Raw genomic sequence first — 15172 nt, forward strand, 5'->3', positions numbered from 1 at the left:
GCCCCTCGTCCGGCCGCACCGAACCCCTCTCCTCAGGAGCCCTTGTGACCATCACCACGACGACCGACGCCTGGCGTCCGTCCGCCCACTTCACCGCCCGATCCACCTGGCTGAACGACCCGAACGGGCTCCTCTTCCACAACGGCACCTACCACCTGTTCTTCCAGAACAATCCGACCGGCAGCACCTGGGGCAACATGTCCTGGGGCCACGCGACCTCGACCGATCTGGTGTCGTGGAGCGAGCAGCCCGTCGCGATCCCCGTCCTCGACGGCGAGATGGCCTTCTCCGGCAGCGCGGTCGCCGACGTCCGCAACACGGCGGGCTTCGCCGGCCCCGGCGAGACGGCCCTCGTCGCGGTCTACACGGCCGCCCGCCACGCCCTCCCGGACGGCACCGGGGCCTCGCAGGCCCAGGCGCTCGCCTACAGCGTCGACGACGGCGCCACCTGGACCCGGTACGCGGGCAACCCCGTCCTCGACATCGGCTCCGCGGAGTTCCGCGATCCGAAGGTCTTCTGGTTCGGCGGGGACGACGGCCACTGGGTGATGGTCGCCGTCGAGGCGGTCGACCGCCGCGTCGCGGTCTACACCTCGCCCGACCTGATCGCGTGGACCCGGCGCTCCCACTTCGGCCCCGCCCATGCCACGGGCGGCGTCTGGGAGTGCCCGGACCTCTTCCCGCTGCGCGTGCGCGGCACCGACGAGGTCCGCTGGATGATGATCGTGAGCCTCAACCCGGGCGGCATCGCCGGCGGCTCCGGCAGCCAGTACTACCTCGGCGACTTCGACGGAGCCGAGTTCATCGCCGACCGGATCAGCGCGTCCGAGGACCCCGCCGACTACGACTGGCTCGACTACGGCCGGGACTACTACGCGGCCGTCTCCTTCAACGACGCTCCCGAGGGCCGCCGCCTCACGGTCGCGTGGGCCAGCAACTGGGACTACGCGAACGAGACGCCCACCGGCCCGTGGCGCTCGTCCATGTCGCTCGTGCGCGAGCTCGACCTCGTCCGCGGGGCCGACGGCCGTCTCCGCCTCGCGCAGCGGGCGGTCCTGCCGACCGGGCCGGCGTCCCGCGACGTCCGCGTCTTCGACGTCGACGTGTCCCGCCTCCCCGGCGACCGCACCGAGCTGCGCCTGCTCACCGGCACGACCGACGACGAAGTGGTGCTCACGGTCGACGGCGACGAGGGAGTGCTGACCTGCGACCGCACGCGCAGCGGCGCGGTGGACTTCGCGGCGTCCTTCCCCTCGGTCGACTGGGCTCCGCTGCCCGCGCCGGACGAGTCGGGGCGGATCCCGGTCCGCATCGTCGTCGACGCCTCGGTGGTCGAGGTGTTCCTCGGCGGGGGTCTCAGCACCCTCACCCAGCTCGTCTTCCCGTCGGCGCCGTTCACGACGCTGCAGGTCCGCGCGGCGGCGGAGTGAGCGGGCCCGGCTCGGGCTCCGGCTCTCGCGTCCTCGTCGTCGGCGAGACCGTCGTCGACGTCGTCGAGCGGGACGGGAGCCGGTCGGAGCACGTCGGCGGCTCGCCCGCGACCGTCGCCGTCGCCCTCTCCCGGCTCGGCCGCTCCGTCCGCTTCGCCACCGCCCTGGGCGACGACGAGCGCGGACGCCGGGCCCGAGCGCACCTGGAGGAGTCCGGAGTCGCGGTGTCGGCGCCCGCGCGCGGCACCACGTCGACCGCGGCGGCGGTCATCGGCGCCGACGGGTCGGCCCGGTACGAGTTCGACCTCAGCTGGAACCCGGACCGCGTCGATCCCGACGGAGCCGCGCACCTCCACACCGGGTCGATCGCCGCCTTCCTGCATCCCGGCGCAGACACGGTCGCGGACCTGCTCGACCGTCTGCCGCCCGGGACCTCCGTCAGCCTCGACCCCAACATCCGGCCCGAGGTGCTCCCTCCGCGCGCCGAGGTCCACCGCGTCCTCGAGCGGCTCCTCCGGCGCTGCCATCTGGTGAAGCTGAGCGACGAGGACGCCGAGTGGCTCCACCCCGGCGACTCCGTCGACGCCGTCCTCGACCGCCTCCTGGCTGCCGGCCCTTCGCTGGCGGTCGTCACGCGGGGCGGCGAGGGCATGGTCCTCGCGTCCCGCCGGGCCCGGGTCGTCGTCCCCGCCTCCCGCATCGCCGTCGCGGACACCATCGGCGCCGGCGACACGGCGATGGCCGGGCTGATCGACGCCCTCCTCGACAGCGGGACCACCGCTCTCGACGAGGACGCCCTCCTCGCGGCGGGCCGGTGGGCGGCCCGGGCGGCGGGAGTCACCGCCTCCCGCATCGGCGCGGACCCGCCCCTCCGAGCCGAGCTGGCCGGGGTCTGACGACCGGGCGGAGCGGACCCCGGCATCGAGCGGACGCCCGCGTTCCGAGCAGAGCGGTCGCGCACTCCTCGCATGCCGCCTTCCGCCCCGAGGCACTGCCCCTACCGCGATGTCCCGACACTCGGAGCGGCGTCTCGACGCACGAGCGGGCCTGCGCGCATCGGCGAGGACACCCGAGAGACGGGCGGAGCGCGATCGTGGGCGCAGACGTGCGCCGGACCCCTCGGGAGTCCGGCGCACGGCCTGGCGGTGATCAGCTGCCGGTGATCAGCCGGGATCAGCTGCCGGTGCGCTCACCGCGGCGTCGGAGGGTGAGGAGCATCAGACCGCCGCCGACCAGGGCGAGCAGGCCCAGCACTCCGGCGGTCGCCGTCGCTGCGGCGTCCACTCCGGTCGAGGCGAGAGCCGGACCGCGGGGACCGTTCGACCCGGATACGGGAACGACCCCGGCGTGGGAGGGCGCCGGTCGCGGCGCTGTGGTCGCGGTCGGAGTGGGCGAGGCCGTGGGCGTCGCGGTCGGCGTGGGGGTGGGGGTCGCCGTCGGAGCCACGGTCGGGGTCGCCGTCGGCGTGGTCGTCGGCGTGACCGTCGGAGCCACGGTGGGCGCGATCGTCGGAGTCACCGTCGGAGTGACGGTGGGCGCGATCGTCGGAGTCACCGTCGGAGTGACGGTGGGCGCGATCGTCGGAGTCACCGTCGGCACGACGGTGGGAGTCACCGTCGGGGTGACGGTGGGAGTCACGGTCGGCGTGACAGTGGGTGTGACCGTCGGCGTCACGGTCGGCGTGACGGTGGGGGTCACGGTCGGCGTGACAGTGGGTGTGACCGTCGGGGTCACGGTCGGAGTGATGGTCGGGGTCACCGTCGGCGTGACCGTGGGCGTCACGGTCGGCGTGACCGTGGGGGTCACGGTCGGCGTGACTGTCGGCGTGACCGTCGGCGTCACGGTGGGCGTGACCGTCGGGGTCACGGTCGGCGTCACGGTCGGCGTGACCGTCGGGGTCACGGTCGGCGTGACCGTCGGGGTCACGGTCGGCGTGACCGTCGGCGTCACGGTCGGCGTCACGGTCGGGGTCACGGTCGGCGTCACGGTCGGCGTGACCGTCGGGGTCACGGTCGGCGTGACCGTCGGCGTCACGGTCGGCGTCACGGTCGGCGTGATGGTCGGCGTAGCCGTCGGCGACGGTCCGCCGTCGGAGGGCTCGCAGCCCGGCTCGGTGAAGTCGTTGGAGTCGAGCGTGACCGCTCCCGTGCGGGCCAGTGCGCGGCCCTCGACGGAGACGCCCGTCGTCACCGTGATCGAGGCCGAGGCGAGCACGGAGCCCACGAAGTCCGAGTCGGTGCCGAGCGTCGCGGAGCTGCCGATCTGCCAGTAGACGTTGCAGGCCTGCGCTCCGTTGATCAGGGCCACCGTGCTCGACGAGGCCGTCGTCAGCGTCGACGCGGCGCGGATCACGAAGACCGCCTCGTTGACGCCCTCGGCGTCGAGCGTGAGCGTCCCCGTCACGCCGACCGGTCCGGCCGCGGTGTAGACCCCGGGCTTCAGCGTGCTGCCGCCGATCTCGGCGCCGATCTGCGCGGTCGTCGCCTGCGAGGCGAGCTGTCCGTAGGCGGTGCCCACGTCGGCCTGGGCCTGAGCCGCCTCCGCGTCTCCGCGGTGGATCACTCCGTCCGTCCGTCCGTCCGGGCGGGAATCCGGTGACGGCGGTCAGCGGGCTGACCCCGACGCTCTGGTCCAGGACGCTCGACCCCGTGTTCGTCACGGTCGACGCGGCCAGGACCGAGTAGTCCTCCGCCGTGCCGAGGTCCGGAGCCGTGGCCGCCTGCGCCGAGACGCCGGCGAAGAGCGCGGCGCCGACGACGGCGAGGACGACACCCGTCCCGATCGCCCCTCTTCTGCGGTTCTGCCGATGACGGCGGAGCGAGGTGCGAGAGGACACGTGCGGCATGAGGCCAGCGATCTGCCCACGTCAGCGTGAGCTCAATAACCCGAGGTGGGAGGCTCGAACCGTAGGTCGCGCTCCTCGCCCGTCTCTACGCCGCGACCCTGACGGGGGCAGGATCCGCCGACGACGTCCCCCGACCCGGGACATCCTCGCCACCGGAGTCCTCGCGCCGGTGACGGCGGACCCGGCCGGCGGAGCGGATCAGCGGTGACGCCCGCGGCACCCGAACCGGTCGGAGTGCCGCGCGGCTGCCCGGGAACCCTCAGCCGAGAGCCGCCACCCGCTCGATCACGCCCTCGCCCAGCCGGGCGACGTACCCCTCCGGATCCGGCCCGGCCGGGGCCAGCTGCACGTGGTCGATCCCCAGCGCCGCGTACTCCTCCATCGCGCGGACGAAGCCGTCGGGGTCGCCGATCGGATCGCCGCCCCCGGTGATGGTCTTCGTGATCGTCGCGTAGTCGCGCCCGAGGTCGTCGCAGTGCCGCTTCAGCACGTCGAGCTTGTGCGCCACGTCGTCCGCGCCGGTGCCGAACAGGTTGCAGGCGTCGCCGTACTGAGCGACCAGCCGCAGCGTCTTCCTCTCGCCTCCGCCGCCGATGAGGATGGGCGGGCCGGGCTGCTGGATCGGCGCCGGGTGGTTCAGCGTCTCGGCCAGCCGGTAGTGCGTCCCCTCGAACGGCCCGTCGTCGTCGCTCCACATCTGACGGCAGATCCGCAGCGTCTCCTCCAGCCGCTCGAACCGCTCCTTCAGCGGCGGGTACGGCACGCCGAGCCCGAGGTGCTCGCGCTCGTACCAGGCGGCGCCGATGCCGAGCATCGCGCGCCCGCCGGAGAGCACGTCGAGGGTGGTGACGATCTTCGCGAGCAGTCCCGGATGGCGGTACGTCACGCCGGTGACGAGGAGCCCCAGCCGCATCCGCTCCGTCCGGCCGGCGACGAAGCCGAGCGAGGTGTAGCCCTCGAGCATCGGATCCTCGCTCGTCGCGAAGTGCTCCATCTGGAAGTAGTGGTCCATCAGCGTGAACCAGGCGCAGCCGACGTCCTCGGCCGTCCGCGCGGTCGCTCCGAGGATCGGCGCGATCCCCGCGCTTCCGCCCGGAAGGGTGAAGTTCATGAAGTGAATGCCGAGCTGCACGCGCGTCTCCTGTCGTCCCGGGATGTCCAGGAGCCAGTGTGCGCCGAGCCACCGCTCAACACGCCGACGCGCCCGCCTCTGAGCGGCGTCTCATCCGTTCCGCGGTGTCTCGGCCGATCGCACCCGTCGAGGCGCGGCCGTGCTCACTCGCAGACGCGGAAGCGGTTCCGGTCGAACCCGACGACGTCGCCGACGACGAGCTGGCGCCCGCGGCGCAGATCGACTTCGCCGTTGACGGTCACCATCCCCTCGGCGACCGCCTCCTTGGCCTCGCCGCCCGAGAGGATCCCCGCGAACTTGAGGAACTGGCCCAGGCGGATCGACCCGCCGCCCAGCGGGACGTCGACGGGCTCGGGGACGGCAGCGGCACCTGTCACGTCAGACCGCCGGGATGTCGGCGAAGCGCGAGAAGTGGCCGTGGAAGCCCACGGTCACCGTGCGGGTCGGGCCGTTGCGGTGCTTGGCGACGATGAGGTCGGCCTCGCCCGCGTGCGGGTTGTCCTTCTCGTAGTCGCTCTCGCGGTGCAGGAGGATCACCATGTCAGCGTCCTGCTCGATCGAGCCGGACTCGCGGAGGTCCGAGATGGCGGGGAGCTTGTCGGCGCGCTGCTCGGGGCCTCGGTTCAGCTGCGAGAGCGCGATGACCGGCACCTGCAGCTCCTTCGCGAGGAGCTTGAGGGCACGCGAGAACTCCGAGACCTCCTGCTGGCGGCTCTCGACCTTCTTGCCGGAGGTCATCAGCTGCAGGTAGTCGATGACGACCATCTTGAGCCCGACCCGCTGCTTGAGCCGGCGGCACTTCGCCCGGATCTCGACGAGGGTCATGTTGGGCGAGTCGTCGATGTAGAGCGGCGCGTCGTTGATCCGGCCGCGGGTGGAGGCGATGGTCGTCCAGTCGCGCTGGTCGACCGTGCCCTTCCGCATGTGCTGCAGCGGCACGGACGCCTCGGCCGAGAGGAGGCGCATCGCGATCTCGCTGCGCCCCATCTCGAGGGAGAAGAAGATCGTGGCCATGTTGTGCTTGATCGCGGCGGCGCGGGCGAAATCGAGCGCCAGCGTCGACTTTCCGAGCGCGGGGCGCGCGGCGACGATGATCATCTGCCCGGCGTGGAAGCCGTTGGTCAGGTCGTCGAGGTCGGCGAAGCCGGTGGGGACGCCGGTGAAGCTGCCGTCCTTGTGAGCGGCCGCCTCGATCTCGTCGATCGCGACGGTCACCGCGTCGGTCAGCGGGACGTAGTCCTCCGCCGTCTCGGAGCCGGTGACGTTGTAGATCTCGGCCTGCGCCGTGTTGACCAGGTCGAGCACCTCGCCCTCGCCCTGGTAGCCCATCTGCGCGATGCGGGTGCCCGCCTCGACGAGGCGGCGCAGCAGAGCGCGCTCGGCGACGATGGAGGCGTAGTACCCGGCGTTGGCCGCGGTGGGGACCATCGAGGTGAGCGTGTGCAGGTAGTCGGCGCCGCCGGCCCGCTGCAGCTCGCCCTGCTTCGTGAGCTCGTCGGTGACCGCGATGACGTCGGTCGGCTCGCCGTGCGAGTAGAGGGCGAGGATCGCGTCGAAGACGATCTCGTGCTTGGGGATGTAGAAGTCGGTGCCCTTGACGCTCTCGACGACGTCGGCGACCGCGTCCTTCGAGAGCAGCATGCCGCCCAGCGCCGACTGCTCGGCGAGGAGGTCGTGCGGAGGGGTCCGCTCGTTCCCGCGTGACTCGCCGCGGTCTCCGCGACCGTCCCGTCCGTCCGAGCCGGGTACCGCCAGGTGCGCGATCGTCATGCCTTCGCCTCCTCCTGTCGGGTGCTGCGCGTCCGGTCGAGCCGGTGCCGGGATCCGGTCTACCAGCGACCTCCGACAGCGGCGCACGGGCGCCTGCCCGCACCCCTCGCGGGGCGCTGCGCCACCCTACGGACCGCCGCCCGCGGCACGCAAACCGCCCTGTGGAGAGAGCTGTGCAGAACCGAGGGGAAACGCCGGGCCCACTGTGGGCAACGTGTGGACAACCCTGTGGGATCAGCGGCCCTCAACAAGTTTTTTCCGGCTTTTGACCAGGCATTTCCTGCTTTCCACAGGTGTGTGGGGAAAAGAGTCTCAAGACCACAGTGAAGGTTGGTCCCGCCGGAGGGTGTATGTGGATGGAGCTGTGGAGAACGGGAACGACGAAGGGCGGTGCGAGGGGACTCGGAAGCCCCGTCGCACCGCCCTCCGCGGCGTTCTCGCGGCCTTACTTGGCCGCGACCACCTGCAGCTTCACAGTGGCCTGGATGTCGTCGCGCAGACGCACCACGGCCTCGTGCTCGCCGACGTGCTTGATCGCGTTCGAGATGACGATCTTGCGCTTGTCGAGCTCGCCGAATCCGGCCGCCGCCACCGCGTTCGCGATGTCGGAGGTCTTCACCGAGCCGAACAGGCGGCCGTCCTTGCCGGCCTTGACCGTCAGCTTCACGCGGTTGGCCTCGAGGACCTGCTTGGTGTGCTGGGCCTCTTCGATGGTCTTGTGCTCACGAGCGGCTCGCGCCGACTTGATCTGCTCGACCTGCTTCTCGCCACCGCGGGTCCACGCGACGCCGAAGCCCTGAGGGATGAGGTAGTTGCGGGCGAACCCGTTCTTCACGTCGACGACGTCGCCGGCCGAGCCGAGTCCGTCGACCTCGTGGGTCAGGATGACCTTGGACCTACCGTTACCTACCTTCCGCTGCCGGCGTAGGGCAGGAGCGCCATCTCGCGGGCGTTCTTGACGGCACGGGCGATGAGGCGCTGCTCCTGAACGGAGACGCCGGTGATACGACGGGCGCGGATCTTCCCGCGCTCCGAGATGAACTTGCGGAGGGTCGCGACGTCCTTGTAGTCGATGACACCCACGCGGACCGACTTCGCGGGGGCCGCGTTCTTCGCGCCCTTGCCGCGGATCGGCTTGCGGCGGTCGCCGCTGCTCTTTCCAGCCATAGTGGTTTCCTTAGATTCTGGTTCGCCCCTGCCCCGCCGCGAGTGATCGCGGTGCGGGGGAGGCGTGATTCAGGTGAGGAGAGCGTCCGAGCCGAGGCTCAGAACGGCGTCTCGTCGTTGTAGCTGCCCGGCGTGCTCCACACGTCGCCACCGGCGGGAGCGGTCGGCGCGCACGGCGCCGCGGCCGGAGCGCCACGGTTGCGGCGGGCGTTGCCGGAGCCCCCCTGACCGCCGCCGCGGAAGCCGCCCGGGCCGCCGCCGATCTGACCGCCGTTGGCCTGGCCGCCACCGGCCTGGCCGCGTCCGCCTCCACCGGAGGCGCGCGTGACCTGCGCGGTCGCGTAGCGCAGCGAGGGCCCGATCTCGTCGATCTCGAGCTCGATGCTGGTGCGCTTCTCGCCTTCCTTCGTCTCGTAGGAGCGCTGCTTCAGGCGGCCGGTCGCGATGACGCGGCTGCCCTTGGTCAGCGTTCCTGCGACGTTCTCGGCGAACTCGCGCCAGACGGAGGCGCGGAGGAACAGCGCTTCGCCGTCCTTCCAGTCGTTCGCCTGACGGTCGAAGGTGCGCGGCGTGGAGGCGATGGTGAAGTTCGCGACCGCGAGCCCGCCCTGCGTGTAGCGCAGCTCGGGGTCGGCGGTGAGGTTCCCCACCACGGTGATGATCGTCTCGCCGGCCATGAGCGCTACGCCTTGGGAGCGGCCGAGGCCTTGGCAGCCTTGCGGGCGGCCTTCTCGTCGGCGAGCTTCGCGGCGGCAGCGACCTGGGCGATGCCCTCTTCGGCCCGCAGCACCTTGGTGCGCATGACGGCCTCGGACAGCTTCAGCTGACGGTCGAGCTCGTTCGCTGCGGCGGAGGTCGACGTGAAGTCGACGACGGCGTAGATGCCCTCGGACTTCTTGTTGATCTCGTACGCCAGACGACGGCGGCCCCAGACGTCGACCTTGTCGATGGATCCACCATCGGTGCGGATGACGTTGAGGAACTTGTCGAGACTCGGAGCGACAGTGCGCTCATCGATCTCGGGGTCCAGGATGACCATGATCTCGTACTGATGCGTCACTAACCCACCTCCTTCGGACTGAACGGCCACGGTATTTCCGTGACAGGAGGGTATGTAGCATCTGCCCACTCCCGCGGACGCGAGTGCGTCTGGTCGTGGACAACCTGTACAGACTACAACAGGACCGCCGCGACGCGCCGGACGGATCCGCTCGAGGCGCACCACCCGGGCGCAGGGCGAGGCGGGCACGGGGCCCCGCTCAGCGCCTCAGCGCGACGCCCACCACTCGCGGAGCCGCTGCGTCGCGACCTCCTCGCCGAGCGGCCCCTCCTCGAGCCGCAGCTCCAGCAGGAACCGGTACGCCTGCCCGACCTCGGGGCCCGGGGCGAGGCCGAGTATCTCCATGATCCGCGTGCCGTCGAGGTCGGGGCGCTTGGAGGCGAGCTCCTCCTTCTCGGCGAGCTCCGCGATGCGCGCCTCGAGGTCGTCGTAGGCGTGCGCGAGCCGGTCGGCCTTGCGGCGGTTGCGCGTGGTCACGTCGGCGCGCGTGAGGATGTGCAGTCGCTCGAGCAGGGGCCCGGCGTCGGTCACGTAGCGGCGCACCGCGGAGTCGGTCCACGCGCCGTCCGTGTACCCGAAGAAGCGCAGGTGCAGCTCGATGAGGCGGGCCACGTCCTTCGTCGTCTGGTTGTCGAACTTCAGTGCGCGCATCCGCTTGATCGCGAGCTTGGAGCCGACCATGTCGTGGTGGTGGAAGCTCACCGCTCCGCCCGGCTCGAGCCGCCGCGTGGCCGGCTTCCCTATGTCGTGCAGAAGAGCGCCGAGCCGCACCACGACGTCGGGCGCGGCTCCGGAGTGCCGCGACTCCTCCAGCGCGATCGCCTTCTCCAGCACGGTGAGGCTGTGGGTGTAAACGTCCTTGTGGTGTTTGTGCTCGTCCTGCTCCAGGCGCAGCGCGGGCAGCTCCGGGAGGAAGCGACCGGCCAGACCGGTGTCGACCAGCAGCTCCAGGCCGGCGCGGGGCGAGGCGGTCGCGAGGAGCTTCCGCAGCTCCTCCTGCACGCGCTCCGCCGAGACGTCGTCGATCCGTCCGGCGAGCTCGGCCATCGCCCACTCGACCTCGTCGGTGGTGCGGAAGCCGAGCTGCGAGGTGAAGCGCGCGCCGCGGAGCATCCGGAGCGGATCGTCGCCGAAGGAGAGGTCGGCGGGGGAGGGGGTGCGCAGCCGGCCGGCGAGCAGGTCCTCCACTCCTCCCGAGGGATCGACGAGGACGACCTCCGGAAGCCGCAGCGCCATCGCGTTGACCGTGAAGTCGCGCCGCACCAGGTCGCCCTCGAGCGAGTCGCCGAACTCGACCTCGGGCTTGCGGCTCACCCCGTCGTAGCTGTCGCTGCGGTAGGTCGTGATCTCGACCGTCTCGCCGGCCACGCGAGCGCCGATCGTGCCGAAGGCCCGGCCGATGTCCCAGTGCGCCTCGGCGATCGGAGCGACGATCCGCACGATGTCGTCGGGGCGCGCGGAGGTGGTGAAGTCGAGGTCGTGCACGCCGTGGCCGAGGAAGGCGTCGCGGACCGGGCCGCCGACCAGCGCGAGCTCGTGGCCCTGGGCTGCGAACGCCTCCGCCAGCCGCGTCACCGTGGGCGTCCCCGCGAGCGCGCGGAGGGTCTCGAGAGCGGTCTGGACGCTGTGCATTCGCACGATCCTAGTGGCGGGGGGTGTCCCGGCAGCGGGTGACCGTGCCAGGGGGTTACGCGGGGGAACCGCCTGCACAGCGGACGCACCGCCTGCCCCGAGGAGGGCTGCCCGTAGAATCACCCGCATGGAGGCCGCGGGAGTCCGATGCATTGGCGCGACCCCTCGCTCCGCTGCCGCCGCTCGCGGGCGGCCCTCCTCCTGCTCCGCTCGGCGGGTGCCGCCGCCCTGGCGCGCGGCCTGACCGGCGTGGCCTCCCCCGCCCTCGCGGCCCCGGTCGCCGCCGCGACGGCGACCTCGACGCCCGCTCCCGGCACCGTCACCACGACCGCCGGGGCCGGCAGTGACGGCGTCCTGCGGCCCGGCCAGGACCTCGAGCTCTCGATCGCCGTGCGCAACGGCACCACCGAGGCGATCGACAGCGCCGACGTGACGGTCGCCCTCTCCTACGCCACCCTCGACACCCGCGCGGAGCTGCACGACTGGCTCGACGCCGAGGCCGACAACGACACCGACCCGGTCCGTGCGACCGCCCAGCTGCGCCTGCTGCCCTCCAGCACCGCCGAGGCCGGCCTCACCGTGCCGGTCGACCAGATCCCCTTCTCCAACGACCGGACCGCGCTCGGCACCCACGCCGTCCTCGTCACGGTCACCGGTCCAGGTGGTGTCGTCTCGACCGCTCGCACCGCCGTCGAGCTGACCGACGACGCGGTGGCCCCGGAGCGCGAGACCGGCGTCAGCGTCCTCGTCCCGCTCACCGTCCCGGACACGGCCGACGGCCTGCTCTCGGCCGAGGCCCTCGCCGACTACACCGACGGCACGGGGACCCTCACCCGGCAGCTCGACGCGGTCGCGGGGAAGGGCGTCACGATCGGGGTCGACCCGCGCATCCTCGCCTCGATCCGGATCCTCGGCAGCGCCGCTCCGGAGTCGGCCCTCGACTGGCTCGACCGGCTGCAGTCCGTGCCGAACGAGCGCTTCGCCCTGCCGTACGCCGACGCCGACGTCTCGGCCCAGGCGCAGGCCGGGCTCTCCGCCCTCCTCTCTCCCACCTCCTTCGAGTACGCGATCGACGACACCCGCTTCGCCGCGGTCCCCGGCACCGCCAGCCCGGCGCCCACGGTCGCCGTCGACTCCGACCAGCCGGCCGAGGAGCTGCCGGCGCGTCCGAGCACCGAGTCGCTGCTCGCCTCCGACTGGAGCACCTCCCTCGGCAGCGTCGCGTGGCCCGACGAGGGCACCCTCCGGGGGTCGGACCTCGACGTCTACGCGGCCAGCGGAGTGAACCGCACGGTCGTCCCCTCCTCCGGTCTCCTGCTGCCGGAGGAGGTGACCACGACCTCGCGCGCCACCGTCGGCGACTCGGACCTGGTCGTGGCCGACTCGCGCCTCACCGAGGCGTTCGACGCGGCCGCCACCGCCACCGACGACACCGAGTGGCGCGCCCGCATGTCCGAGATCGCCACCGATCTCGCCGAGGTGCAGGAGGAGGGGACCGCGCCGGACGTCGTGCTCACCCTCGGCCGCGGCTCGGCGATCGGCGCCGCGCGCCTCTCCGAGACCCTCGACGCGATCGAGTCGCTGCCCTGGGCCCGCGGAGTCGCCCTCTCCACCGCCCTCGCCGTCCCCGCGACCGAGGGCGCGAGCGTCGTCGACTCGCCGGAGTCGGAGTCGCGGCTCGACCGGGTGCGCGACGTGCTCGACGCCGGCTCCGAGGTCGAGGCGTTCTCCTCCGTGCTGCAGGAGCCGGAGCTGCTGTCGGGCAAGAGCCGCAACGACGTGCTGGCGCTGCTCTCGGTGACCTGGCGCGGAGACGGCAGCGGCTGGGGCGACGCCGTCGGCGCGGCCATGACCGAGGCCGACCGGACGCTCTCGCTGGTGTCGATCGACGCGACCGGCAGCATCCTGCAGGTCTCCCGCGACTCGAGCATCCCCGTGTACGTCCGCAACGAGCTCCCCTGGCCGATCGCCGTCCGCATCCAGGCCTCGACCTCGAACGCCGTCCTCGACATCGACGAGGAGGCGATCGAGACCACCGAGATCGACGCCCGCTCGCAGGGCCGCGTCCTCATCCCCGTGAAAGCCCGGGTCGGCAACGGCGAGACGAGCCTCGGCCTGCAGCTGACCTCGGCGCAGGGCGTCCCCATCGGCATCCCCACGGGCATGACGACCAGCGTCCGCGCCGACTGGGAGACCGTCGGCACCCTCGTCATCGGGATCGCGCTCGTCGTCGTCTTCGGAGCCGGCATCCTCCGCAACATCCGCCGTCGCCGTCGAGGCGACACCCCAGAGGACGAGGAGGACCCGAACGCCGTGCTCGAGGTCCAGCCCGACCTCGACGACCAGCGATCGGACCCGCGTGGCTAGCTTCTCCCTCGGACGCGCGAGCGCCGTCCTCGCCTCCGGCACGATGGTCTCGCGGATCCTCGGCTTCGTCATGTCGATCGTCATGGCGAACACGATCGGAGCCGCGGTCGCGCCGGGCGCGGACGCCTTCACGACGGCGAACCTGCTGCCCAACACGATCTACTCGATCATCGCGGGCGGCGCTCTGAACGCCGTCCTCGTCCCGCAGATCGTGCGGGCGGGCCTCGACGCCGACGGCGGCCGCGGCTACATCAACCGCCTGCTGACCCTGGCGCTCGGCCTGCTCCTGGTGACCACGATCGCCGCCACGGTCCTCGCTCCCCTGCTCGTGCGCCTCTACGCGCCCGGCTACGGACCGGAGCAGTACCAGCTGGCCGTCGCCTTCGCGTTCTGGTGCCTGCCGCAGGTCTTCTTCTACGGCCTCTTCACGATCCTCGGCGAGGTGCTCAACGCCCGCGGCTCGTTCGGCCCCTTCACCTGGGCGCCCGTGCTGAACAACGTCGTGGTGATCGCCGGGCTCGTCGCCTTCATGGTGCTGTTCGGCGCCGATCCGGAGGGGAACCGTCCGGTCGACTCGTGGTCCCCGGCGATGGTCACCCTCCTCGGCGGGAGCGCGACGCTGGGCATCGTCGTCCAGTCGCTGTTCCTGATGCTCTTCTGGCGGAGGGTCGGCCTCAGCTACCGCCCCGACTTCCGCTTCCGGGGCGTCGGCCTCGGCACGGCCGGGCGGATGTCGCTGTGGTCGTTCGCCACGGTGCTGCTGACCATCGTCGCCGGCATCGTCGAGAGCCAGGTCTCCTCCACCGCGTCCGGCGAGGGGCCCTCGGCCGCGGCGCTGCAGAAGGCGTGGCTGATCTTCATGCTGCCCCACTCGGTCATCGCGATCTCGATCGCCATGGCGTACTTCACCAAGATGAGCGGCCACACCGCGCGGGGGGAGATGAAGGAGTTCCGCTCGGACGTCTCCACCTCGCTCCGCCTGGTGCTGATGATGCTCGTCTTCGCCGCCGCCGCGATCGTCGTGGTCGCAGTGCCGTTCGGCTCCGTCTTCACCGACTCGTACGCGGACGCGCAGGCCATCGGAGCGATCGCCATGGCTTACGTGATCGCCCTGCCGCTGTTCTCCTCGATCGCCATCATGCAGCGCGCGTTCTACGCCCTGAGCGACGGAGCGCGGCCGTTCCTGTTCACCCTGGTGCAGGTCGTCGTGGCGGTCGCCGGGTACCTGATCGTGCTCCGGCTCCCCGCCGACCGCACCGCTGTCGGCATCGCCGCTGCGACCTCGCTCGGCATCTGCGTGCAGGCCCTCGTGGCGGCCCTCCTCCTGCGCCGCCGGCTCGGCGGCCGCGGAGGCAGGCGGATCCTCGTCAGGCTCGCGCAGTTCCTCCTCGCCGCGGTGCCCTCCGCCGCCGCCGGCTACGGCGTCCTGGTCGCCCTCGGCGGCACGCGCGCGGGCGGTTTCGCCGTCTCGAACTACGTGGAGCCGCTGCTCTCGATGGCCGCGATCGGCACCGTGATGGCGCTCGTCTACTTCGCGGTCCTCTGGTTCCTCCGGGTGCCGGAGCTGCGCGCCGTCCTCGCTCCGGTGCTCCGCCGACTCGGCCGCTGATGCTGCTCCGGTAAAAGCCCGGTCAGATTGCATTTCCTGGGCTGCTGCATCGAGCGGCGCATGGCACGACCGGCACTCCCGGGCCCGCGGAATAGTGCCCGCCTAGGATGTGTTGTAGCCCACGGAGCCGCGGAACGATTCGAGCGACCGGCTCCGGGTG

The 15172-nt window shown here is 72.0% G+C and carries 13 protein-coding genes; 4 read left to right on the plus strand and 9 right to left on the minus strand.

All coding sequences use genetic code 11. The features are described 5' to 3' along the window. Positions 1-44 precede the first annotated feature (44 nt). On the plus strand, positions 45-1430 hold the full coding sequence (locus tag C5C74_RS01310) for a glycoside hydrolase family 32 protein (protein ID WP_104350846.1): 1386 nt from the start codon (positions 45-47) through the stop codon (positions 1428-1430). Further along, positions 1427-2326: a carbohydrate kinase family protein gene (locus C5C74_RS01315; protein ID WP_104350847.1), complete on the plus strand. Its 900-nt coding sequence runs from the start codon at positions 1427-1429 to the stop codon at positions 2324-2326. Before C5C74_RS01310 ends, C5C74_RS01315 begins: the two co-directional genes overlap by 4 nt. A 277-nt stretch (positions 2327-2603) precedes the next feature. Here the strand turns inward: C5C74_RS01315 and C5C74_RS01320 are convergent, their stop codons facing one another. The 9 genes from C5C74_RS01320 to C5C74_RS01360 all read right to left on the minus strand — a co-directional run bounded on the left by C5C74_RS01320 (position 2604) and on the right by C5C74_RS01360 (position 11036). Then, entirely contained in the window at positions 2604-3992 is a 1389-nt protein-coding gene (locus C5C74_RS01320; protein WP_104350822.1) for an ice-binding family protein, read from the minus strand. A 542-nt stretch (positions 3993-4534) separates the two neighbouring features. After that, on the minus strand, positions 4535-5407 hold the full coding sequence (locus tag C5C74_RS01325) for an LLM class F420-dependent oxidoreductase (protein ID WP_181127373.1): 873 nt from the start codon (positions 5405-5407) through the stop codon (positions 4535-4537). 143 nt (positions 5408-5550) lie between these two features. After that, a complete protein-coding gene (locus tag C5C74_RS01330) occupies positions 5551-5784 on the minus strand; it encodes an RNA-binding S4 domain-containing protein (protein ID WP_104268809.1) in 234 nt (77 codons plus the stop codon). Position 5785: 1 nt separating this feature from the next. Then, on the minus strand, positions 5786-7177 hold the full coding sequence (gene dnaB, locus C5C74_RS01335) for a replicative DNA helicase (RefSeq protein ID WP_104350848.1): 1392 nt from the start codon (positions 7175-7177) through the stop codon (positions 5786-5788). Between the two features lie 445 nt (positions 7178-7622). After that, on the minus strand, positions 7623-8063 hold the full coding sequence (gene rplI / locus C5C74_RS01340) for a 50S ribosomal protein L9 (RefSeq protein ID WP_104350849.1): 441 nt from the start codon (positions 8061-8063) through the stop codon (positions 7623-7625). Between the two features lie 20 nt (positions 8064-8083). Beyond that, on the minus strand, positions 8084-8344 hold the full coding sequence (gene rpsR, locus C5C74_RS01345) for a 30S ribosomal protein S18 (protein WP_055784551.1): 261 nt from the start codon (positions 8342-8344) through the stop codon (positions 8084-8086). A 98-nt stretch (positions 8345-8442) separates the two neighbouring features. Beyond that, positions 8443-9021 carry a single-stranded DNA-binding protein gene (locus C5C74_RS01350; protein WP_104350850.1) on the minus strand — a complete coding sequence of 193 codons (579 nt, stop codon included), beginning with the start codon at positions 9019-9021 and terminating at the stop codon, positions 8443-8445. Positions 9022-9026: 5 nt separating this feature from the next. Continuing rightward, complete coding sequence (gene rpsF, locus C5C74_RS01355) at positions 9027-9404, minus strand: 30S ribosomal protein S6 (protein WP_068207796.1); 378 nt, start codon at positions 9402-9404, stop codon at positions 9027-9029. 207 nt (positions 9405-9611) lie between these two features. Next, positions 9612-11036 carry a CCA tRNA nucleotidyltransferase gene (locus tag C5C74_RS01360; protein ID WP_104350851.1) on the minus strand — a complete coding sequence of 475 codons (1425 nt, stop codon included), beginning with the start codon at positions 11034-11036 and terminating at the stop codon, positions 9612-9614. A gap of 147 nt (positions 11037-11183) precedes the next feature. Here C5C74_RS01360 and C5C74_RS01365 point away from each other — a divergent pair, with 147 nt between their 5' ends. Both C5C74_RS01365 and murJ read left to right on the plus strand, forming a co-directional pair. Then, entirely contained in the window at positions 11184-13403 is a 2220-nt protein-coding gene (locus tag C5C74_RS01365) for a DUF6049 family protein (RefSeq protein WP_104350852.1), read from the plus strand. Beyond that, entirely contained in the window at positions 13396-15012 is a 1617-nt protein-coding gene (gene murJ / locus C5C74_RS01370; protein WP_258064069.1) for a murein biosynthesis integral membrane protein MurJ, read from the plus strand. Before C5C74_RS01365 ends, murJ begins: the two co-directional genes overlap by 8 nt. Positions 15013-15172: the final 160 nt, after the last annotated feature.

It is taken from the genome of Rathayibacter sp. AY1E8 (assembly GCF_002931415.1).
In the GTDB taxonomy this organism is placed as follows: domain Bacteria; phylum Actinomycetota; class Actinomycetes; order Actinomycetales; family Microbacteriaceae; genus Rathayibacter.